The sequence below is a fragment of the Pantoea rodasii genome (genome assembly GCF_002095465.1).
GTDB lineage: Bacteria > Pseudomonadota > Gammaproteobacteria > Enterobacterales > Enterobacteriaceae > Pantoea > Pantoea rodasii.
This window is the reverse complement of the sequence record NZ_MLFP01000018.1, coordinates 57037-78585: the sequence shown is the minus strand read 5'-3', so window position 1 is coordinate 78585 and position 21549 is coordinate 57037. Positions and strand designations below refer to the sequence as shown.

General features: G+C 52.7%; 18 protein-coding genes, 1 other RNA gene, 3 pseudogenes and 1 other annotated feature. Of the genes and pseudogenes, 17 read left to right on the top strand and 5 right to left on the bottom strand.

Annotated features, from left to right (window positions below; translation table 11 throughout):
* Nucleotides 1-67: 67 nt before the first annotated feature.
* Complete coding sequence (ghoS, locus tag HA45_RS19120) at nucleotides 68-358, bottom strand: type V toxin-antitoxin system endoribonuclease antitoxin GhoS (protein WP_100699875.1); 291 nt, start codon at nucleotides 356-358, stop codon at nucleotides 68-70.
* Between the two features lie 332 nt (nucleotides 359-690).
* Here ghoS and HA45_RS19115 point away from each other — a divergent pair, with 332 nt between their 5' ends.
* The 16 genes and pseudogenes from HA45_RS19115 to HA45_RS19040 all read left to right on the top strand — a co-directional run bounded on the left by HA45_RS19115 (nucleotide 691) and on the right by HA45_RS19040 (nucleotide 15016).
* A complete protein-coding gene (locus HA45_RS19115) occupies nucleotides 691-1452 on the top strand; it encodes a DUF481 domain-containing protein (RefSeq protein ID WP_100699876.1) in 762 nt (253 codons plus the stop codon).
* Between the two features lie 244 nt (nucleotides 1453-1696).
* On the top strand, nucleotides 1697-3625 hold the full coding sequence (gene thrS, locus HA45_RS19110; RefSeq protein ID WP_100699877.1) for a threonine--tRNA ligase: 1929 nt from the start codon (nucleotides 1697-1699) through the stop codon (nucleotides 3623-3625).
* A 4-nt stretch (nucleotides 3626-3629) separates the two neighbouring features.
* Complete coding sequence (infC, locus tag HA45_RS19105; RefSeq protein ID WP_036621995.1) at nucleotides 3630-4181, top strand: translation initiation factor IF-3; 552 nt, start codon at nucleotides 3630-3632, stop codon at nucleotides 4179-4181.
* Nucleotides 4182-4280: 99 nt separating this feature from the next.
* Complete coding sequence (rpmI, locus tag HA45_RS19100) at nucleotides 4281-4478, top strand: 50S ribosomal protein L35 (protein ID WP_004157374.1); 198 nt, start codon at nucleotides 4281-4283, stop codon at nucleotides 4476-4478.
* Nucleotides 4479-4560: 82 nt separating this feature from the next.
* Nucleotides 4561-4916, top strand: a pseudogene (gene rplT / locus HA45_RS19095) (50S ribosomal protein L20).
* A 115-nt stretch (nucleotides 4917-5031) separates the two neighbouring features.
* Nucleotides 5032-5157, top strand: a sequence feature (Phe leader region).
* On the top strand, nucleotides 5037-5081 hold the full coding sequence (gene pheM, locus HA45_RS19090) for a pheST operon leader peptide PheM (RefSeq protein WP_121626058.1): 45 nt from the start codon (nucleotides 5037-5039) through the stop codon (nucleotides 5079-5081). It overlaps the preceding feature by 45 nt.
* Nucleotides 5158-5228: 71 nt before the next feature.
* Nucleotides 5229-6212: a phenylalanine--tRNA ligase subunit alpha gene (gene pheS, locus HA45_RS19085; RefSeq protein ID WP_100699878.1), complete on the top strand. Its 984-nt coding sequence runs from the start codon at nucleotides 5229-5231 to the stop codon at nucleotides 6210-6212.
* Nucleotides 6213-6226: 14 nt separating this feature from the next.
* Nucleotides 6227-8613: pseudogene (gene pheT, locus HA45_RS19080) on the top strand (phenylalanine--tRNA ligase subunit beta).
* 4 nt (nucleotides 8614-8617) lie between these two features.
* Nucleotides 8618-8920, top strand: coding sequence for an integration host factor subunit alpha (gene ihfA, locus HA45_RS19075; protein WP_007892687.1), 303 nt, complete (start codon nucleotides 8618-8620; stop codon nucleotides 8918-8920).
* A 192-nt stretch (nucleotides 8921-9112) separates the two neighbouring features.
* On the top strand, nucleotides 9113-9484 hold the full coding sequence (locus HA45_RS19070; protein ID WP_100699880.1) for a DUF2502 domain-containing protein: 372 nt from the start codon (nucleotides 9113-9115) through the stop codon (nucleotides 9482-9484).
* 89 nt (nucleotides 9485-9573) lie between these two features.
* Nucleotides 9574-10557 carry a vitamin B12 ABC transporter permease BtuC gene (gene btuC, locus HA45_RS19065; protein WP_100699881.1) on the top strand — a complete coding sequence of 328 codons (984 nt, stop codon included), beginning with the start codon at nucleotides 9574-9576 and terminating at the stop codon, nucleotides 10555-10557.
* A 39-nt stretch (nucleotides 10558-10596) separates the two neighbouring features.
* Nucleotides 10597-11142 (top strand): glutathione peroxidase, encoded by a 546-nt coding sequence (locus HA45_RS19060; protein ID WP_100699882.1) that lies wholly within the window; start codon nucleotides 10597-10599, stop codon nucleotides 11140-11142.
* 6 nt (nucleotides 11143-11148) lie between these two features.
* Complete coding sequence (gene btuD / locus HA45_RS19055; RefSeq protein WP_420849021.1) at nucleotides 11149-11889, top strand: vitamin B12 ABC transporter ATP-binding protein BtuD; 741 nt, start codon at nucleotides 11149-11151, stop codon at nucleotides 11887-11889.
* A 69-nt stretch (nucleotides 11890-11958) separates the two neighbouring features.
* Nucleotides 11959-12420, top strand: a complete 462-nt coding sequence (locus HA45_RS19050) for an NlpC/P60 family protein (RefSeq protein WP_100699884.1) — start codon at nucleotides 11959-11961, stop codon at nucleotides 12418-12420.
* Between the two features lie 313 nt (nucleotides 12421-12733).
* Nucleotides 12734-13477 (top strand): EAL domain-containing protein, encoded by a 744-nt coding sequence (locus HA45_RS19045; RefSeq protein ID WP_100700132.1) that lies wholly within the window; start codon nucleotides 12734-12736, stop codon nucleotides 13475-13477.
* A gap of 99 nt (nucleotides 13478-13576) precedes the next feature.
* The gene (locus HA45_RS19040) at nucleotides 13577-15016 is read left to right on the top strand and encodes a protein adenylyltransferase SelO (protein WP_100699885.1); all 1440 of its coding nucleotides are present in this window, start codon (nucleotides 13577-13579) and stop codon (nucleotides 15014-15016) included.
* 5 nt (nucleotides 15017-15021) lie between these two features.
* On the opposite strand, the gene HA45_RS19035 is transcribed toward HA45_RS19040, so the two are convergent.
* Both HA45_RS19035 and ppsR read right to left on the bottom strand, forming a co-directional pair.
* Nucleotides 15022-16068 carry a 3-deoxy-7-phosphoheptulonate synthase gene (locus HA45_RS19035; RefSeq protein ID WP_100699886.1) on the bottom strand — a complete coding sequence of 349 codons (1047 nt, stop codon included), beginning with the start codon at nucleotides 16066-16068 and terminating at the stop codon, nucleotides 15022-15024.
* 148 nt (nucleotides 16069-16216) lie between these two features.
* Nucleotides 16217-17044 carry a posphoenolpyruvate synthetase regulatory kinase/phosphorylase PpsR gene (ppsR, locus tag HA45_RS19030; RefSeq protein ID WP_100699887.1) on the bottom strand — a complete coding sequence of 276 codons (828 nt, stop codon included), beginning with the start codon at nucleotides 17042-17044 and terminating at the stop codon, nucleotides 16217-16219.
* Between the two features lie 549 nt (nucleotides 17045-17593).
* Here ppsR and ppsA point away from each other — a divergent pair.
* Nucleotides 17594-19881: pseudogene (ppsA, locus tag HA45_RS19025) on the top strand (phosphoenolpyruvate synthase).
* A gap of 98 nt (nucleotides 19882-19979) precedes the next feature.
* Here ppsA and rprA read toward each other — a convergent pair.
* An RNA gene (gene rprA, locus HA45_RS19020) (antisense sRNA RprA) lies at nucleotides 19980-20088 on the bottom strand.
* Between the two features lie 315 nt (nucleotides 20089-20403).
* Nucleotides 20404-21516: an AI-2E family transporter YdiK gene (gene ydiK / locus HA45_RS19015; RefSeq protein ID WP_100699889.1), complete on the bottom strand. Its 1113-nt coding sequence runs from the start codon at nucleotides 21514-21516 to the stop codon at nucleotides 20404-20406.
* Nucleotides 21517-21549: the final 33 nt, after the last annotated feature.

Below are 21549 nucleotides of genomic sequence, written 5' to 3'. Positions count from 1 at the left end.
CGTAAGTTCGATTGTAGCGCTCAAAACTTCAGCAAAACCAGCGGTGATGCGATTATTTTGACGCGCGTCAGGGTTGAGCTTTCAGAAACGCCTGCAGTGTGGTGACTTCAACGTGGGCTTCACGATGCAGAGCCACATCAGCCAGACCGGCGGCATGCGCTGCCAGTTCATGTTCATCGAGTGCACTAATGATGCCAAAACTGTTGGTGCCCAGTTCGTGAGAATGGCCTTCATCATCATGTAACGTTGTGCTGTATCCGCCACTCACCATCACGCTGTTGAGGGATTGCAGGTCACCCAGGCTCTCATTCGCATAATTTAACGTGACAATGTAACGTTTCAGGTCGTGATCACTCATTATTCACCTCATTGTAATGGAACAGATTTCAGCGTAGACCAGTGCTGGTGTTAGAGCGAGTTCTGTACAATTCGGCGTGGTGGAAGGGTGTAAATCAACGTCAGCTGAGTTAAGAAAATTCTTGTAGCAACTGGGCTGCTATTTCGGTAATTGCCTCTTATAATGCGCAGCGAAAATGGGAACAATCCCATTAAACGAGCGGTGCCAGCGGGTTTCCTGGCTTTTTCGGTGATTTCATACTTTTTTACAATACTTACGGTAAATTGCATTGATTGACCGGGAAAACGCTTCAGACTCAACGTTTTTCTAAACTGTCGTACGGGTTACATTTAATGAAAGCCTTTAACAAGCTGTCCGCTGTTTTATTGCTCTCTGCTGGAGCATTTTGTCACCAGGCATTTGCAGATAACACCGTTTTCACCTCCATGGATGACCCTTCTACGGCGAAAAAACCGTTTGAAGGCAGCGCGTCAGCGGGATATCTGGCTCAAACCGGTAACACCACCAGCTCCGCGCTGAGTGCTGCGACCAACATGACGTGGTACCAGACCCGGACTGCATTCAGTCTCTGGGGTAACGCGGCGAACAACTCTTCAAACGATGAGCGTTCATCTGAGACCTACAACATCGGTGGTCGTTCTCGTTATAACCTCAACAGCGCTGACTACCTGTTTGGTCAGGCGAGCTGGTTGAGTGACCGTTTCAACGGTTACGACTCACGTGATGTATTAACCGCTGGTTACGGTCGACAGCTGCTGAGCGGCCCAGTGCACTCGCTGCGTGCTGAATTTGGTCCTGGTGTGCGTTACGATGATTTCCACGATGGTGGACATGAAACCAAAGCACTGGGTTATGGCGCAGTGAGCTATCAGTGGCAGCTGACGGATACCACCAAATTTATCCAGGGTGTTTCCGTGTTGAGCAGCTTCGGTGAAGACACCACGCTGAACTCCGAAACCGGTCTGCAGGTCGCTATTAACGAACACTTCGCATTGAAGCTGGCGTATAACGTGACCTGGAACAACAATCCGCCGGAATCTGCGCCGGATCGTACCGACACCAAAACCACCATCCAGCTCTCTTACGCCATGTAAGCGAGCCGCGATCGAAAACCCGCTGCCTGGCCATGCCTCGCAGCGGTTTTTTTTATCTCTCTTTGGCTTAGCGCATTTATTGACGGGTTTAGATCGCGGAAGAAAGCTGCTATTATCTCCGGCGCTTTACATTCCTGGCGTCATTCCGACAATGTGGGTCTGACATTACGCCGGGTTACTCAAACAGAACTCAATGTTGCATGTAGGCTTTCGTGTGGCTTACCACTGCAATTAAGGATATGAAATGCCAGTAATTACTCTTCCTGATGGCAGCCAGCGCGTATTTGACCGTCCGGTCAGCGTGATGGACATTGCCCTGGATATTGGACCGGGCCTGGCGAAAGCCTGTATTGCCGGTCGTGTAAATGGCGAACTGGTGGATGCGGTTGATCCGATCACCGAAGATGCTCAGGTGGCGATTATCACCGCCAAAGATGAAGCCGGTTTGGAAATTATCCGTCACTCCTGTGCGCACCTGTTAGGGCATGCGATTAAACAGCTGTGGCCGAACACCAAAATGGCGATTGGTCCGGTGATTGATAACGGCTTCTATTATGATGTCGACCTCGAACACACCCTGACGCAAGAAGATCTTGAGCTGCTGGAAAAGCGTATGCACCAGTTGGCTGAGACTAATTACGATGTTGTGAAGAAAAAGGTGAGCTGGCAGGAAGCACGTGATGTGTTTGCTGAACGTGGCGAAAGCTACAAAACCACCATTCTTGACGAAAACATCAGCCATGACGATCGTCCTGGCCTGTATCAACATGAAGAATATATCGACATGTGCCGCGGTCCGCACGTGCCGAACATGCGTTTCTGCCATCACTTTAAGTTGCAGAAAATCTCCGGTGCTTACTGGCGCGGCAATAGCGATAACAAAATGCTGCAGCGCATCTACGGTACCGCGTGGAGTGATAAGAAGCAGCTGGCAGCTTATCTGCAGCGTTTAGAAGAAGCGGCGAAGCGCGATCACCGTAAAATCGGTAAGCAGCTTGACCTGTATCATATGCAGGAAGAAGCGCCGGGCATGGTGTTTTGGCATAATGACGGCTGGACGATCTTCCGTGAACTGGAAGTGTTCGTGCGTACCAAGCTGAAAGAGTATGACTACCAGGAAGTCAAAGGTCCGTTCATGATGGACCGCGTGCTGTGGGAAAAAACCGGCCACTGGGAAAACTACAAAGAAGCGATGTTCACCACCTCTTCTGAGAACCGTGAATATTGCATCAAGCCAATGAACTGCCCAGGCCACGTTCAGATCTTTAACCAGGGTCTGAAATCCTACCGCGACCTGCCGCTGCGTATGGCGGAGTTTGGTAGCTGCCACCGTAACGAGCCATCGGGTGCGTTGCATGGCCTGATGCGCGTGCGTGGCTTTACTCAGGATGATGCTCACGTCTTCTGTACCGAAGATCAGGTACGTGATGAAGTGAACAGCTGTATCCGCATGGTTTACGACATGTACAGCACCTTCGGTTTCGAAAAAATCGTGGTGAAACTGTCGACCCGTCCGGAAAAACGTATCGGCACCGATGAAATGTGGGACCGTGCGGAAGTGGATTTGGCAGAAGCGCTGAAGGAGAACGAGATTCCGTTCGAGTATCAGCCAGGAGAAGGGGCCTTCTACGGCCCGAAAATTGAGTTTACTCTGTACGATTGCCTCGACCGCCCATGGCAGTGTGGCACCGTTCAGCTAGACTTCTCCCTGCCAAAACGCCTGGATGCGACTTATGTAGGCGAAAATAACGATCGTCAGACGCCGGTTATGATTCACCGTGCGATTCTCGGTTCCATGGAGCGCTTTATCGGCATCCTGACCGAAGAATTTGCGGGCTTCTTCCCGAGCTGGCTGGCACCGGTGCAAGCTGTGGTGATGAATATTACCGACAGTCAGGCAGATTATGTCAGCGAATTGACAAAGAAATTGCAGAAAGCGGGCATTCGTGTCAAAGCAGACTTGAGAAACGAGAAGATAGGCTTTAAAATCCGCGAGCACACATTACGTCGCGTCCCTTATATGCTGGTTTGCGGTGAGAAAGAGGTGGAAGCAGGCAAAGTTGCCGTGCGCACCCGCCGTGGTAAAGACCTCGGGAGCATGGACGTAGATGTGTTTGTTGAGAAGCTGCAACAAGAGATTCGCAGCCGACATCTTCACCAATTAGAGGAATAAGGTTATTAAAGGCGGAAAAAGAGTACAACCAACGCGTCCGAACCGTATCAACGGCGAAATCCGAGCTACCGAAGTGCGCTTAACTGGCGTAGACGGCGAGCAACTTGGCATTGTTACATTGCGCGAAGCAATTGAAAAAGCCGAAGAAGCTGGCGTAGATTTAGTTGAAATCAGCCCGAACGCCGAACCGCCGGTTTGCCGTATTATGGATTACGGCAAGTTCCTTTATGAAAAGAGTAAGTCTTCTAAGGAACAGAAGAAGAAGCAGAAAGTTATCCAGGTCAAGGAAATCAAATTCCGTCCTGGTACCGATGATGGCGACTATCAGGTCAAACTACGCAACCTGATTCGCTTTCTGGAAGAGGGCGATAAAGCCAAAATCACGCTGCGTTTCCGCGGTCGTGAGATGGCGCACCAGCAGATCGGTATGGAAGTGCTTAACCGCGTCCGTAAAGACCTGTGTGAAGACATGGATCTGGCGATTGTCGAGTCCTTCCCTTCGAAGATCGAAGGTCGTCAGATGATCATGGTGCTCGCACCGAAGAAGAAACAGTAGGCCTTCAAGTAATAATGCCGCGCAGCGCTCGCGCTGTGCGGAATTTTATTCGCCTGTCTGATTCATTTTATTAACAATGCGAAGTGGATATTTGTAAAAATGCCAAAGATTAAAACTGTCCGTGGCGCGGCTAAGCGCTTCAAGAAGACCGCTTCTGGCGGCTTCAAGCGTAAGCACGCGAACCTGCGTCATATTCTGACTAAGAAGTCTACTAAGCGTAAACGTCACCTGCGTCCGAAAGGCATGGTGTCTAAAGGCGATCTGGGTCTGGTTATTGCCTGCCTGCCGTACGCATAAGTAAACTTTTTATAAATCTGCCTGAAAACTTTGCGTATCGCAGGGGATAGGGCATCACAGAATATGATATAGGAGAGCTCACATGGCTCGCGTTAAACGTGGTGTAATTGCTCGCGCACGTCACAAAAAATCTTAAAACAAGCTAAAGGCTACTACGGTGCACGTTCACGTGTTTACCGCGTTGCTTTCCAGGCTGTTATCAAAGCTGGTCAGTATGCTTACCGTGACCGTCGTCAACGTAAGCGTCAGTTCCGTCAGCTGTGGATCGCGCGTATCAACGCTGCGGCCCGTCAGAACGGTATCTCTTACAGCCGTTTCATTAATGGCCTGAAAAAAGCCTCTATTGAAATCGACCGTAAGATTCTGGCTGACATCGCTGTATTCGACAAAGTGACCTTCACGGCACTGGTCGAAAAAGCAAAATCAGCTCTGGCGTAAGTCAGATGAAAAAGGGAGCTTGCTCCCTTTTTTATTGCCTGCAACTCACGCAAAAGATTGACATTTTAACCGCTGGGCTTTTCAATAGTGCGGTTTCTATCAAGACAAGGTAACGCAAGCATGCACGCTGCTATTTTCCGTTTCTTTTTTTACTTTAGCGCCTGAAAATCGGGGGCTTTTGCGCATAAGAAAAGAAACGAAAAATCGCGCTGAAAGCCTCCCTCGTGGAGGCTTTTTTGTTTCTGGCGACACTTAATCGGATCGTACGATCCTAACAAGAACTGACCAGCCCGGCTGGAAGAAGAGGAAATCATGTCCCAACTCGCAGACCTGGTGGCCCGTGCCACGGCCGCCATCGACGAGGCGTCGGATATCGTCGCCCTGGACGCCGTGCGCGTCGAATTTCTGGGTAAGAAAGGGCACCTGACGCTGCAAATGACCACGTTGCGTGAACTGCCAGCGGAAGACCGCCCGGCAGCAGGCGCCGTGATTAACGAAGCGAAGCAGCAGGTACAGGACCGCCTGACCGAGCGTAAAAATACGCTGGAGAGCGCCGAACTGAATGCCCGTCTTGCAGCGGAAACCATCGACGTCTCACTGCCGGGACGTCGCATTGAGAATGGTGGTTTGCATCCGGTCACGCGTACCATTGATCGTATCGAAAACTTCTTCGGCGAGTTGGGCTTTGCCGTGGTTACCGGGCCGGAAATCGAAGATGACTATCATAACTTTGATGCCCTGAATATTCCGGGACATCACCCAGCGCGTGCCGACCACGATACCTTCTGGTTTGATGCCACTCGCCTGCTGCGTACCCAAACGTCTGGCGTGCAGATCCGCACCATGAAAAACCAGCAGCCGCCAATCCGCATCATCGCGCCGGGTCGCGTCTATCGTAACGACTACGATCAGACCCACACCCCAATGTTCCATCAGATGGAAGGTCTGATCGTCGACAAAGACATCAGCTTCACCAATCTGAAAGGCACGCTGCACGATTTCCTGAACAATTTCTTTGAAGAAGACCTGCAGATTCGCTTCCGTCCTTCTTACTTCCCGTTCACCGAACCGTCCGCTGAAGTGGATGTAATGGGTAAAAACGGCAAGTGGCTGGAAGTGCTGGGCTGCGGCATGGTGCACCCGAACGTTCTGCGTAATGTGGGCATCGACCCGGAAATCTACTCCGGCTTCGCTTTCGGCATGGGCATGGAGCGTCTTACTATGCTGCGTTACGGTGTGAATGACCTGCGCGCCTTCTTCGAAAATGATTTACGTTTCCTCAAACAATTTAAATAAGGGCAGGTTATCCAATGAAATTCAGTGAACTCTGGTTACGCGAATGGGTAAATCCAGCCCTGGACAGCGCTGCGCTGTCTGAGCAAATTACGATGGCCGGCCTCGAAGTGGACGGCGTTGAACCCGTCGCCGGCGCGTTTCATGGCGTGGTGGTCGGTGAAGTGGTGGAGTGCGGCCAGCATCCGAACGCCGATAAACTGCGCGTGACTAAAATCAATGTTGGCGGCGATCGCCTGCTGGATATCGTCTGTGGCGCGCCAAACTGCCGTCAGGGCCTGAAAGTCGCGGTTGCCACCGTGGGTGCCGTATTGCCGGGCGATTTCAAAATCAAAGCGGCTAAATTGCGCGGTGAGCCTTCTGAAGGCATGCTGTGCTCGTTCTCTGAGCTGGGTATTTCCGACGATCACAGTGGCATCATCGAACTGCCAGCCGATGCGCCGATTGGCACTGACATCCGTGATTATCTGCAACTGAACGACAACACCATTGAAATCAGCGTCACGCCAAACCGCGCTGACTGCCTTGGTATTATCGGGATTGCGCGCGATGTGGCGGTGGTGAACGGTCTGCCGTTGACCGAACCGACCATTGAGCCCGTTAAAGCCACGCTGACCGACACCTTCCCGATTCGTGTCGATGCAACAGACGCGTGCCCACGTTATCTTGGCCGCGTAGTGAAAGGGATCAACGTGAAAGCGGCAACGCCACTGTGGATGCGTGAAAACTGCGCCGCTGCGGTATTCGCTCTATCGATCCCGTCGTAGATATCACCAACTACGTTCTGCTGGAACTCGGTCAGCCAATGCATGCCTTTGATCTCGACCGCATTGACGGTGGTATCGTGGTGCGTATGGCTGAAGAGGGCGAAGTGCTGACCTTGCTGGACGGCACTGAAGCCAAACTCAGCAGCGATACGTTGGTGATCGCCGATCACCAGAAAGCACTGGCGATGGGCGGCATCTTTGGTGGCGAGCACTCTGGCGTCAATGAAGAAACGCAAAACGTACTGTTCGAGTGCGCCTTCTTTGAACCGCTGGCGATCACCGGTCGTGCGCGCCGTCAGGGCCTGCATACCGATGCTTCACACCGTTACGAGCGCGGCGTCGATCCTGCACTGCAATTTAAAGCGATTGAACGCGCCACTCAGCTGCTGCTCGACATTTGCGGCGGCGAAGCAGGCCCGATCATCGATCAAACCGATGCCAGCAAACTGCCGGCACGCGCCACTATTAACCTGCGTCGCGAAAAACTCGATCGCCTGATTGGCCACGTCATTGCTGATGAGCAGGTCACTGACATCCTGACGCGCCTCGGCTGCGAAGTCACCGTGGGTAACGGCGAATGGCATGCGGTTGCGCCGAGCTGGCGTTTCGACATGGCCATCGAGGAAGATTTAGTTGAAGAAGTCGCGCGCGTATACGGCTACAACAACATCCCTGACGTGCCGGTTAAAGCTAGCCTGATCATGACAAAGCACCGTGAAGCTGATTTGTCGCTGAAGCGTGCGCGCAGCCTGCTGGTGGATAAAGGTTATCAGGAAGCGATCACGTATAGCTTCGTGGATCCTAAACTTCAGCAGCTGTTACATCCGGGTGAAGAAGCGCTGATTCTGCCTAGCCCGATTTCCAGCGATATGTCGGCGATGCGTCTGTCACTGTGGACCGGTCTGCTCGGTGCGGTGGTGTATAACCAAAACCGTCAACAGGGCCGTGTGCGCCTGTTTGAGAGCGGTTTGCGCTTTGTTCCTGATACGCAGGCCAATCTCGGCATTCGTCAGGATCTTATGCTGGCGGGTGTTTTAAGCGGCAATCGCTTTGAAGAGCATTGGGATCTGGCGCGTCAGACGGTTGACTTCTATGATTTAAAAGGCGATTTAGAGTCGCTGCTGGATTTGACCGGTAAACTTGATGAGATTTCTTTCCGTGCAGAAGCCAATCCGGCGCTGCATCCAGGTCAGAGCGCGGCAATTTATTTACGCGGCGAACGAATCGGATTTATCGGAGTGGTTCATCCAGAGCTGGAACGTAAGCTGGATCTCAACGGCCGCACCTTAGTGTTTGAACTGCTTTGGAATAAGGTCGCAGACCGCGTCCTGCCTGACGCGCGCGAGATTTCACGCTTCCCGGCAAACCGTCGTGACATCGCTGTAGTCGTGGCTGAAAACGTGCCTGCAGCAGATATCATCGCGGAGTGTAAGAAAGTTGGCGTAAATCAGGTAGTTGGCGTAAACTTGTTTGACGTGTACCGTGGTAAGGGCGTAAACGAGGGCGAAAAGAGCCTCGCGATTAGCCTAATTTTGCAGGATACCAGCCGGACACTCGAAGAAGAGGAGATTGCCGCCACCGTTGCAAAATGCGTTGCGGCATTAAAAGAGCGATTCCAGGCAACCTTGAGGGATTGAACCTATGGCGCTTACAAAAGCTGAAATGTCAGAGTACCTGTTTGAAAAACTCGGGTTGAGCAAACGCGATGCCAAAGAGTTGGTTGAGCTCTTCTTTGAAGAAGTTCGCCGCGCGTTAGAGAACGGTGAACAGGTAAAGCTGTCCGGATTTGGTAATTTTGATCTGCGTGACAAAAACCAACGTCCAGGCCGTAACCCGAAGACGGGGGAAGATATTCCAATCACCGCCCGCCGAGTGGTGACATTCCGTCCGGGGCAGAAGTTGAAAAGTCGCGTCGAGAACGCGACACCCAAGGATGCTGACTAATTTCAGTATGACAAAAAGGCCGCTTAGCGGCCTTTTTTATTGGCTGAAAAACAGGCGTTCTGCGCAATGTTTCCATAATGTCAGGATTTCGTAAGTATCCGGAAAATAGCATGAAAATCGGCCCTCGCTGATAGTGACTGCGCCAAACCATTTGTTATAACAGCGCCATCACATAACAAGAGGTTTTCGCTGATGAAAAAGACAGCACTTTTACTGAGCATGCTGTTAGGCATGCCGCTGCTGGCTAGCGCCAATGTTTCCGTTAACATCAACACACCGGGTGTTTCTATTCATATCGGTGATCAGGATAAGCGTGGCTACTATTGGGATGGCTACGACTGGCGTGCGCCAACATGGTGGAAACAGCACCATAACCAGCGCGTTGGTACGAAAGGCCCGCACGGTTACTGGAACGGTAACGGCTGGCAGTCTCAGCATCCTGGCAATGCGCCGCGTCATGATAATAAGCCGCAGCCGCGTGAGCCGCAGCATGACCAGCGTGATAACCATGATAATCACGATAAGCGTGATAATCACGGTCAGCCGATCCCGCCACACCAGTAAGCGATCCCCCGCGGCACTTCCACAGTGCCGCTTTCTTTTGCCACAATCCCACTACAATCAAATCTCTGTTTTCTCAGCCAATCTTATTTATGACACTGCTGGACCAGCTCGCCCGTCAGGCCGATCGTCGGAGCCAACGCTGGCTTATTGTGCTCAGCGCAGCTTTGCTATTGCTGTTTGTGCTTAGCCTGTGCGCCGGTGACAGCTGGATAGCGCCAACCCAATGGTTCTCGCCGAACGGTGAGCTGTTTGTCTGGCAACTGCGTTTACCGCGCACGCTGGCCGTATTGTTGGTTGGGGCGGCGCTGGCGGTGTGCGGAGTGGTGATGCAGGCGCTGTTTAACAATCCTCTCGCTGAACCCGGCCTGCTTGGTGTCTCCAACGGTGCTGGCATCGGTCTGGTGTTGGGCGTGATGCTGGGTAATGGCTCGCTGTGGAGCCTGGCGCTGGCGGCGATGGCCGGGGCGTTGATGATTACCCTGATACTGCTGCACTTTGCTCATCGCCAGCTTTCCGTCAGTCGTTTATTGCTGACGGGGGTGGCGCTCGGCATTATCTGTAGCGCAGTGATGACATGGGCCGTGTACTTTAGCACCAGCCTCGATCTGCGCCAGTTAATGTACTGGATGATGGGTGGCTTTAGCGGCATTGACTGGCGTTATGGCTGGATGATGCTGGCGCTATTACCGGTCACGCTGCTGCTCACAGCCACCGCGCGGATGCTGAATCTGTTGGCCCTGGGGGAAACCTCGGCTCGCCAGCTGGGTCTGCCGCTGCTGTTATGGCGTAATCTCCTGGTGCTGGCAATGGGCTGGCTGGTGGGAACCAGCGTGGCGATGGCCGGCGCGATTGGGTTTGTCGGATTGGTCATTCCGCATTTGTTACGCTTGAGTGGATTCAGCGATCATCGCTATCTGCTGCCCGCTGCGGCATTAGCGGGAGCCGCGGTGCTGCTGGGAGCGGATATCATTGCCCGGCTGGTACTGACCTCTGCGGAATTGCCAATTGGCGTGGTCACAGCCACGTTGGGAGCGCCGCTGTTTATTGTGCTATTAGTGAAGTCTTCGCGCTAGCTGCGGCTGGCATCTTGGTATCAACAACAGGAATCGACAATGAGCATTTATCAGACCGAACTGGTTACCCTGGACGGCGAAAAAACCACGCTGGCGCAGTATCAAGACAACGTACTGTTGGTGGTCAACGTGGCGTCAAAATGTGGACTGACGGCGCAATATGAGCAGCTGGAGTCATTGCAGAAAGCCTGGCAAGACAAAAATTTTAGCGTGCTCGGTTTCCCGTGCAACCAGTTCCTGGAGCAAGAGCCGGGCAGCAACGAAGAGATCAAAACGTTCTGCAGCACCACCTATGGCGTCACCTTCCCCATGTTCGATAAAACCGAGGTGAATGGCGCTCATCGTCATCCGCTGTATGCGCAACTGACCGCCGCACAGCCAGAAGCTGAGCGTCCGGAAGGCAGTGGTTTCCTCGAGCGCATGGTCAGCAAAGGCCGCGCGCCAAAAGCAGAGGGCGATATTTTGTGGAACTTCGAAAAATTCCTCATTAATAAGCAGGGGCAGGTGGTTGCACGCTTCTCACCGGACATGACGCCAGATGATCCGATCATCCTGAAGCGCGTCGAGCAGGCGCTGGCAGAGTAAATGCTGTTGCAGTGTCAGGGAGCCAGCGTGGCAGGACGGCTGGCTCCCGTTAACCTCAGCGTCGATGCCGGTGAACAGGTGCATTTGGTGGGGCCAAACGGCGCGGGGAAGAGTACCTTGCTGAGTGTGCTGAGCGGATTACTGCCGGCTCAGGGCGAGATTCAACTCGCGGCACAGCCGCTTTCTCGCTTGAGTGGCGCTGCGCTGGCACGATTGCGCGCATGGCTACCCCAGCAACAAGTGGCATTGGGATCTATGCCGGTCTGGCATTATCTGCGTCTGCATTTTTCCTCTTTCTCTCCGCAAGCTGATGCCGCGCTCAGTGACGTCCTGACAAAGCTGAGCGTGCAGGACAAATTAACCCGCAGCCTGACGCAGCTCTCCGGCGGTGAATGGCAGCGGGTGCGGCTGGCGGCGGTGATATTACAGATTCATCCAGCGATTAATCCTGATGGCAAACTGCTGATTCTTGATGAACCGATGACGGCGCTGGATGTGGCACAGCAGCGCGCCGTGGATATGCTGCTGCGAGAATTATGTCACGCAGGTATTACGGTCGTTGCCAGCGGGCATGACCTCAACCACAGCCTGCGTCATGCTGACCGCGTATGGTTGATGCATCAAGGTGAAGTGGTACGCCAGGGGCGTGCCGGGGACGTGTTGACACCTGCTAATTTATCACCGCTCTATCAAACCGCGTTTGAACACATCGACACGCCGCAAGGCCGACTGCTGTTTATTCCCTGAATATCGTTGCCTGCGAAGCAGATTTGCCGCTAAAGTGTCAGCCGGGCGACGGATTTAGGGAATATTCTGATGCGATTGATGGTTTTTATTCTGGCATTGCTATTGGCAGGTTGTAGCAGCCATCGCTCACCGCCGCCTAATGGGCACCTTTCTGATTCGATCACCGTTATTGCTCAGCTCAACGACCAGTTAGGTCGCTGGCGCGGCACGCCCTATCGTTATGGCGGATTAAGCCGCGGTGGCGTTGATTGTTCCGGCTTTGTCTATCTGACCTTCCGCGATAAATTTGATTTGCAATTGCCACGTTCAACCGTTGATCAAACCGGCATTGGAACGCGCATCGATAAACGCGATCTGCTGCCTGGCGACCTGGTGTTCTTTAAGACGGGAAGCGGTGAAAATGGTCTGCATGTTGGTATCTACGATACAGACAACACCTTTATCCACGCGTCCACCAGTCAGGGCGTGATTCGCTCCTCGCTGGATAATGTCTATTGGCGCAAAGTATTTTGGCAAGCACGTCGCATCTAAAAGATTACCATACCAGCATTCAATGCCCTCAATTCTCCATGGATTTAGCCGATTAAATAATTTTGAATTTCTGCAAATAGTTAACTCTCATTTAAAATGGCACTTTACCTGAGGGCGTTTTAATACTAAAAATAAGCCTGAATTTATTTAATGATTATGGATATCCACCCCGGCTATTTGGCTTAAGTTTTATTTATGGCTTAAAACGGTTTAATCAGGCATAAAATTGCGTCTCTTCTAACGTTTGGTCCTATTGCCTGGCCGTTTTCATTGATATACGATGCGCCAATTGCCACTGCTTCTGGCTGTTAAAATGAAAGTCCATTTATCTGCCGACTATCAGTCGGAAACCTGGTTCTATCCAGTTTATACACTGGCGGGCCAGCTGACTGCGGTCGAGCTGGTGACGCAATTCGTCCACGACAGCGCTCCCATTACGCTGCCGCAGGATTTGCTGTTGCCGCAATTGGACGATGCTCAGCAATTACGTTTAATGCAGGGGCAGCTTTCTTTGCTGGAAAAGTACCGCGACTTTTTTGAGCTACATCAAATTACCGCTTTGGTTCGTATTGATGATTCCATGGCGTTAACGCTGCTAGAGAGTGAATTTCTGTTAAGGAAATTTAAACAACTTCCTTTTATAATTCTCGATATTAACGAGACATTCCCGCAATTAGCACGCGGTAAAACACAGCCACTGTTAGCGGCATTGCAGCAGGAATTTCGTTTATCGCTTTCTCAATTTGGTGCGGGAAAAGCACCCGCAACGGCGGTTTACGATAATCTGTTCAGCGTGTTAAAAATGGATAAAACCTTTATTCAGGCGCTGGCGAAACGGGCATCCTTTACGCCTTTTATGCAAACGGTGGTGGATAATTTCTCCGATTATGCCGACCAGCTGATTATTTGTGGCGTTGACGATAATCTGATGCTGGAAAAAGTCAGCACGCTAAACGGTGCGCATTTGCAAGGCAGCCTGTTCCCGGTGGTGAAAGCGGAACGGTTAGGCGATCTTATTTATCCTGATGTGACTCTGCATACCCCTTCACAGCAGTAATCCTTTCATCTGTCATCCATACCGGGTCGGCGTTACACTGGTCGCTACTGTTCATACGCAATGTAGGTGCCAGAAGCCTGGGCACCTCCTGGAGTGTTGATGCGATTTATTAATAGCTGGCAGCAAGAATTGCCGGGATTTTACACCGCGCTGGCCCCAACGCCGCTGGCGGGTGGACGCCTGTTGTACCATAACGCGCCGCTGGCAGCGGAGATGAAGCTGGATTCAGCACTGTTCGACGGTGAGGGACACGGTGTCTGGAGTGGTCGTGAGTTACTGCCGGGCATGGCACCACTGGCGCAGGTTTACAGCGGACACCAGTTTGGCGTGTGGGCCGGGCAACTGGGTGATGGCCGCGGCATCCTGCTGGGCGAACAGCAGTTGGAGAGCGGGCGCAAACTCGACTGGCATCTTAAGGGGGCTGGATTGACGCCATACTCGCGCATGGGGGATGGCCGCGCCGTCATTCGCTCCAGCGTACGTGAGTTCCTGGCTTCAGAAGCGCTGCATCATCTCGGTATTCCCACCACGCGCGCGCTGGCATTGGCCATTGGTGATGAACCGGTGCTGCGCGAAACGCAGGAACGCGGTGCGATGTTGATGCGCATTGCCGAAAGTCATCTGCGTTTTGGTCACTTTGAACACTTTTACTATGGCGGCGAGCAGGAAAAAGTCCGGCAGTTGGCGGATTACGCCATTCGTCATCACTGGCCGCAATTGATCGATGACGCTGACCGCTATGTGCTGTGGTTCACCGATATTGTAAAGCGTACCGCCAGCCTGATCGCCCAATGGCAGAGCGTAGGCTTTGCGCATGGCGTGATGAACACTGACAACATGTCGATCCTCGGACTGACGCTGGATTATGGTCCGTATGGTTTCCTCGATGATTACCAACCCGGGTTCATCTGCAATCACAGCGATTATCAGGGGCGTTATTCGTTTGAGAATCAGCCGATGATTGGGTTGTGGAATCTCAACCGTTTGGCGCACGCTTTGTCAGGGTTGATGAGCACAGACCAGCTCAAGCAGGCACTCAGTCATTATGAAACAGAGCTGATGCGCGTTTGGGGCGAGAAGATGCGCGCCAAACTGGGGCTGCTAACGGCCGACGCAAATGACAACAGCTTACTGACCGAACTGTTATCTCTGATGACGCAAGAGCGCAGCGATTATACGCTGACCTTCCGTTTATTGAGCGAGACGCAGCAACAGCAAATCCGCTCACCATTGCGTGATGAGTTTATCGACCGTGCGGCATTTGATGGTTGGTATGAGCGCTATCGTCAGCGCCTGCTGCAGGATGAGGCCAGCGATGATCAACGGCAGAGGATTATGAGGGCGGCCAACCCCGCGCTGGTATTGCGCAATTATCTGGCACAGCAGGTGATTGAAGAGGTTGAGCAGGGTGAAACTGCCGCGCTGCAGCGATTGCATGTGGCCTTACAGCAGCCATTTGATGATGCGGCCGTCAGCGCCGAACTGCGCCAGCGGCCACCAGAGTGGGGCAAAACGCTGGAGGTGAGCTGCTCCAGCTAATCGGTTCAGAAACGGCTGTCGATCGCGGCAGCCAGTTTCTCTAACACTTCTTCGCTGTGTTCCCAGCTCAGGCACGGATCGGTAATGGACTGACCGTAGTTCAACGGCTCGCCGCTCACCACTTTCTGATTCCCTTCCTGTAAGAAACTCTCAATCATCACGCCTGCAACTGCACGCGATCCACCACGAATTTGTGCCGCGACGTCTTCTGCGACGTCGCGCTGGCGACGATGCTGTTTCAGGCAGTTACCGTGGCTAAAGTCGATGATCAACTGTTCCGGTAAATTGAAGTCCCGCAGGTTGGCGGCAGCGGCTGCCACATCTTCGGCGTGGTAATTAGGTTGACGACCACCGCGCAGGATCACATGACCGTGCGGATTACCGCTGGTTTGATAGATGGTCATCTGACCGTGTTTGTCCGGTGACAGGAACATATGGCTGACGCGTGAGGCGCGAATCGCATCTACCGCGATTTGCACATTGCCGTCGGTGCCGTTTTTGAATCCAACCGGACACGAAAGCGCTGAGGCCATTTCGCGATGAATCTGGCTTTCGGTGGTGCGTGCACCAATCGCGCCCCAGCTGATCAGGTCGGCAATAAACTGGCCGATCACCATATCAAGGAATTCGGTGGCGGTGGGCATGCCGATAGCATTGATATCCAGCAGCAGCTTGCGAGCGATGGCGATACCGCGATTAACATCGAAGCTGCCATCAAGATCCGGATCGGAAATCAATCCTTTCCAACCGACAACGGTGCGCGGTTTCTCGAAGTAGGCACGCATCACAATTTCCAGGCGATCCTGGTAACGCACTCGTAAAACGTTGAGGCGTTCAGCATATTCCAGTGCGGCTTTGGGATCGTGCAGCGAGCACGGACCGATAATGACCAGCAGTCGTGGGTCTTTACCGGTTAAAATGCGTGCAATACGCTGGCGCGCTGCAGTAACAGTGGCAGCAACGTCTGCCGAAAGTGGGTGTTCTTGCGCAAGCGCAGCGGGCGTTAGCAAGCTGCCGATGCGCGCAGTACGCAGTTCATCAGTCTTGTTCATTGGGATTCTCAAAATCTGTTCTTCGCGACGGTGAAATACCGGGAAGTGATGGTGGTCACAATAAACCAATAAGCCGCGAATTCAACCCGCTAAAAAGAAAGGTGAGTGAAACAAGACGGAAGCCAGGCTTTACGGCCTGGCCTGTAAATCAATACATGCTGCGGCGCAGCCCCATAATGTCGAGGATTTTGGTGGCAATCTCCTCGACCGAATAGTTGGTACTGTTGAGGTAACGAATCTGATGCGTGCGGAACAGGGCTTCTACCTCGCCCACTTCCAGGCGGCACTGACGCATTGAGGCATAACGGGTATTTTCTGCGCGCTCCTTACGAATCGCTGCCAGACGTTCAGGATCGATGGTTAACCCGAACAGCTTATGCTGATGAGCACGTAACGCCGGAGGCAATTTCAGGTTATCCATATCATCGGCGATAAACGGATAGTTTGCCGCGCGCACGCCAAACTGCATCGCCAAATAAAGACTGGTCGGTGTCTTGCCGCAGCGCGACACGCCCAGCAAAATGACCTGCGCATCTTCCAGACCCCGCAGCGAGATGCCGTCATCGTGCGCTAGCGTATAATCGATCGCCGCTATACGGGCATCATATTTGCCGAGATTGCTGGCGGTCAGGCCGTGGGTGCGGTGTGCCACCGGCATTGACGATACGCCAAGCTCGCTTTGCAGCGGACCCACCAGCGCTTGCACGATATCCTGACAAAACCCTTCGCTTTCCAGAATGATTTCACGCACATCGGGCGTCACGATCGAAAAGAACACAATCGGACGCACGCCACTCTGCTGGTAAAGGGCATTGATCTGCGCTTTAACTGCCTGTGCTCGCTGGACGTTTTCCACAAAAGGCAGGGTGACGCTGTTGGTCATCACGGGAAACTGCGACAACACGGCGTGCCCGAGAACTTCGGCGGTAATCGCGGTGCCATCAGATATGTAGAACACACTGCGCTCAGTGCTCATAGGCGAAAAATCCTCTCATTTACTTTTGTGTAACAATGTCATTGCCTATATTTCATTTTAATTAAAAATAAAATGAAATATCCATATCGTGGCGGCAATCTGCGATCTATCCAATCTTCTGATGAGCAATATTAGTTGAAATGCTGTTTTGAAAAGTGCTATTTCCCCGCAATTTTCATGATGAAAATAAAATTAAGTCTGAATCCGTTGCGCAACAAAAAGCAATGGCTAACTCTCTGAAAAGGGGAAAAATATCGTTGTGGCAGTTTGTTAGCGCTTAATAAGCCTGTTGCGCAACTCTAATCATCACAGGTACTAATCCGATTTTGCGTTTCTTTTTCTGCTTTAACGATTCAACACTTAGTCTTTATTAATTGATTGTGCCAGGCTGTTTTGGCGAATAGCAAAATGTTCCATGTGCTCCAATCATTTAAATGAAGGATAATCTCAATGTCCAATCAAGACCAACAGTCGCTAGTGCTCTGGTACAACCAGCTTGGCATGCATGATGTTGATCGGGTGGGTGGCAAGAATGCCTCCCTGGGAGAAATGATTACTAACTTGTCGTCACTGGGCGTCTCCGTTCCTAACGGTTTTGCGACGACATCTTACGCCTTTAATCTGTTTCTCGATCAAAGCGGACTGAACCAGCGCATTTATGATTTGCTGGACAAAACGGATATTGATGATGTTGAAGAGCTGGCAAAAGCCGGTAAACAAATTCGTCAATGGGTCGTCGATACGCCATTCCTGCCCGAGCTGGAAGAGGCGATTCGCACGGCTTACGAGCAGCTCTCCTCTGATGATGCCGACGCCTCCTTTGCGGTGCGCTCATCGGCCACCGCTGAGGACATGCCTGATGCCTCATTCGCGGGGCAGCAGGAGACCTTCCTTAACGTGCAGGGTTTCGATGCGGTGCTGGTGGCCGTGAAGCACGTTTACGCTTCCTTATTTAACGATCGCGCCATTTCCTACCGTGTGCATCAGGGCTACGACCATCGCGGTGTGGCTCTGTCTGCCGGTATCCAGCGCATGGTGCGATCCGATCTCGCGTCTTCAGGCGTGATGTTCACTATTGATACCGAATCCGGTTTCGACCAGGTGGTCTTCATCACCTCGGCGTTCGGTCTTGGTGAAATGGTGGTGCAGGGCGCGGTGAACCCCGATGAGTTCTACGTGCACAAGCCGACGCTGGCAGCCAATCGTCCGGCCATCGTGCGCCGCACCATGGGCTCCAAAAAATTCGTATGGTGTATGCCGACTCGCAGGAACACGGTGAGCAGGTGCGCATCGAAGACGTCGATCAGGAACAGCGCGATCGCTTTAGCCTGACCGATGACGAAGTGCAGGCATTGGCGCGTCAGGCCGTTCTGATTGAGCAGCACTATCAGCGCCCGATGGATATCGAATGGGCCAAAGATGGTCACACCGGCAAACTGTTTATTGTGCAGGCGCGCCCGGAAACCGTGCGCTCTAACGGCCAGGTGATGGAACGTTATACCCTGCAAGGTAAAGGCAAGGTGTTGGTCGAAGGCCGTGCGATTGGCCATCGCATTGGCGCCGGTGAAGTGAAGGTGATTCACGACATCAGCGAAATGCATCGCATCGAGAAAGGTGACGTGCTGGTCACGGACATGACCGACCCGGATTGGGAACCGATCATGAAGAAAGCCTCTGCGATTGTTACCAATCGCGGCGGTCGAACCTGCCATGCGGCGATTATCGCGCGTGAGCTGGGTATTCCTGCCGTCGTGGGCTGTGGTGATGCTACCGATCACCTGAGAGATGGCCACAAGGTCACGGTTTCCTGTGCTGAAGGCGATACCGGTTATGTTTATCACGATCTGCTGGACTTTGAAGTCACCAGTTCGCAGGTCGATACCATGCCGGATCTGCCGCTGAAAATCATGATGAACGTCGGTAATCCGGATCGTGCCTTCGACTTCGCCTGTCTGCCAAATGAAGGCGTGGGTCTGGCGCGTCTGGAGTTCATCATCAACCGTATGATTGGCGTGCATCCGAAAGCGCTGCTGGAATTTGATCAGCAAACGCCTGAGCTGCAGCAGCAGATCCGCCAGATGATGAAAGGCTTCGATGATCCGGTTGAATTCTACATCGCCCGTCTGACCGAAGGGATTGCCACATTGGGTGCCGCGTTCTCACCAAAGCGTGTGATTGTGCGTCTCTCTGATTTTAAATCGAACGAATACGCCAACCTGGTGGGCGGCGAGCGTTACGAGCCGGAAGAAGAGAACCCGATGCTGGGCTTCCGTGGGGCTGGGCGCTATGTCGCAGACAGCTTCCGCGATTGCTTTGCGCTGGAGTGTGAAGCCGTGAAACGCGTGCGTAATGAAATGGGTCTGACCAACGTCGAGATTATGATTCCGTTCGTGCGTACCGTCGATCAGGCCGCGGCAGTGATGGAAGAACTTGGCAAGCAGGGCTTGAAGCGCGGTGAGAACGGTCTGAAGGTGATCATGATGTGTGAGATCCCATCCAACGCCTTGCTGGCTGAACAGTTCCTGCAGCACTTTGATGGCTTCTCCATTGGCTCAAATGACATGACCCAGTTGGCGCTGGGTCTGGATCGCGATTCTGGCGTGGTCTCTGCACTGTTTGATGAGCGCAACGAGGCCGTGAAGGCGCTGCTCTCGATGTCGATTCAGGCCGCGAAGAAACAGGGCAAATACGTTGGCATTTGTGGTCAGGGTCCTTCAGACCACGAAGACTTCGCCGCGTGGCTAATGGAGCAGGGCATTGATAGCCTGTCATTGAACCCGGATACCGTGGTGCAAACCTGGATAAATCTGGCGGAATTGGCTGCTGCTAAGCAGTAATCAGGTATCAATTAGGACGCTTTCGGGCTAAATCTGAAGCGTTCCTACTGAAATTATTAAGGCCAGCGCTGCTGGCCTTTTCTTTATGCATAAAAAATGCAAAAAAAAGCCCATCACAGGGGATGGGCAAAGACTACACACAGCAATTCTTCACTTTACTCAGGGGAAAAAGGTTGTTTAAAAATCAGTGGTTTGATCTCAAACTTAGGATTCATGTTATTCATCAGGCCTGCTGGCGTCTTTAAGAATCCTCTTATTAGTTTAAAGCTGATAATCTTTTCTGCGCTTTTTTAACGGTTGCGCCTGATGATTCAGTGCGAAAAATAATCATTCCGTTAGCGAAATCCACCTAAAGCGGCTAAATCTGCGTTTTTTCTTAAAAATCGCTTATGAAAAAAATGAAATGTTGCAGGCAATTATGTGGCGGCGATTAACAAGCATTAACCGCCGTGAGTAAGGCAAATGGCGAGACAAGAAGGGAAGCGGTGCTTATCGCTACACCGCTGGGTTTAGTGCAGTCGCTTACGGCTGTTCTTCCTCATGCTCGGCTAACGCTTCGATGGCGGTTTGCGGGTCATCGTCTGGCGCGGGCGCTTCATGCATCCATACAGAAACCAGACGATAGGATACCGCCAACACCACCGGGCCGATAAACAACCCAATCATGCCGAAGGCAATCAATCCTCCGATTACGCCGGAAAGAATCAGAATCATCGGCAGGTCGGCACCCATACGAATCAACATCGGACGCAGCACGCTATCGAGGGTGCCGACCACGCAACTCCACACCAGTAATATCGTGCCCCAGGTGGTATCCCCACTCCAGTAAAGCCAGATGATGGCCGGAACCAGCACCACCAACGGCCCAAGCTGCACCAGGCACGTCAGAATCATCAGGACGGTGAGTAAGGTGGCATAAGGGATACCGGAAATCGCCAGGCCCACACCGCCCAGCACACCTTGCACCAGTGCCGTCACCACCACGCCCAACGCCACGGCACGAATCGCCTGACCTGCCAGCAGCACGGCCGCATCACCACGGCGTCCGGCCATGCGATAGGCGAAGTGGCGAATGCCTTGTCCGACCTGCTCACCGCGCCAGTAGAGCAGCACGCTGAACAGCAGCATCACGGCGAGGTGGATCATAAAGCGGCCAAAGTGGCCGGCCTGCGCCACAAAGAAGCCGGTGGTGCGGCCAATATAAGGTTGCAGCTGGTTCAAAATCGCCGTACCACCGCCATCGACCATTTTGTGATAGCTGGAGTAGGTTTTGTTGCCGACATACGGAATTTCACGCAGCCAGACAAAATCCGGGAAAACCAGATGACGTTGCGTTGCCCAGGCAATCACCGGCGCGCTGTTATCGATCAGGCTACTCACTAACAGGGCAATCGGGATAATGAACAACAGCAGTAACAGTATGGTCATGGCGATCACCGCCAGCGATCGTCGCCCCCACAGCAGATGCTGCAAACGGATCATTAATGGCCAGGTCGCAATCACCACCATGCTGGCCCAGGCAAAGCCCAGAATAAAGGGCTGTACCACCCACAGACAGGCGATGATCATGATCAGAATGAACATCAACGAGAACAGCAGTTGCGGTAGATCCATACCGCGTTGCAGGCTTTTCATCACAACGTTTTGACCTCAATTAATCCTTCATGG

Excerpts from the sequence above, each read along its gene's own strand:
- btuC (WP_100699881.1), top strand. The coding sequence starts at position 9,574 with ATGACACTGCTGGACCAGCTCGCCCGTCAGGCCGATCGTCGGAGCCAA.
- ydiK (WP_100699889.1), bottom strand. The coding sequence starts at position 21,516 with ATGAAAAGCCTGCAACGCGGTATGGATCTACCGCAACTGCTGTTCTCG.
- HA45_RS19040 (WP_100699885.1), top strand. The coding sequence starts at position 13,577 with ATGCGATTTATTAATAGCTGGCAGCAAGAATTGCCGGGATTTTACACC.
- rpmI (WP_004157374.1), top strand. The coding sequence starts at position 4,281 with ATGCCAAAGATTAAAACTGTCCGTGGCGCGGCTAAGCGCTTCAAGAAG.
- HA45_RS19050 (WP_100699884.1), top strand. The coding sequence starts at position 11,959 with ATGCGATTGATGGTTTTTATTCTGGCATTGCTATTGGCAGGTTGTAGC.
- HA45_RS19115 (WP_100699876.1), top strand. The coding sequence starts at position 691 with ATGAAAGCCTTTAACAAGCTGTCCGCTGTTTTATTGCTCTCTGCTGGA.
- ihfA (WP_007892687.1), top strand. The coding sequence starts at position 8,618 with ATGGCGCTTACAAAAGCTGAAATGTCAGAGTACCTGTTTGAAAAACTC.
- pheS (WP_100699878.1), top strand. The coding sequence starts at position 5,229 with ATGTCCCAACTCGCAGACCTGGTGGCCCGTGCCACGGCCGCCATCGAC.
- ppsR (WP_100699887.1), bottom strand. The coding sequence starts at position 17,044 with ATGAGCACTGAGCGCAGTGTGTTCTACATATCTGATGGCACCGCGATT.
- ghoS (WP_100699875.1), bottom strand. The coding sequence starts at position 358 with ATGAGTGATCACGACCTGAAACGTTACATTGTCACGTTAAATTATGCG.
- HA45_RS19035 (WP_100699886.1), bottom strand. The coding sequence starts at position 16,068 with ATGAACAAGACTGATGAACTGCGTACTGCGCGCATCGGCAGCTTGCTA.
- HA45_RS19070 (WP_100699880.1), top strand. The coding sequence starts at position 9,113 with ATGAAAAAGACAGCACTTTTACTGAGCATGCTGTTAGGCATGCCGCTG.
- HA45_RS19060 (WP_100699882.1), top strand. The coding sequence starts at position 10,597 with ATGAGCATTTATCAGACCGAACTGGTTACCCTGGACGGCGAAAAAACC.
- thrS (WP_100699877.1), top strand. The coding sequence starts at position 1,697 with ATGCCAGTAATTACTCTTCCTGATGGCAGCCAGCGCGTATTTGACCGT.
- HA45_RS19045 (WP_100700132.1), top strand. The coding sequence starts at position 12,734 with ATGAAAGTCCATTTATCTGCCGACTATCAGTCGGAAACCTGGTTCTAT.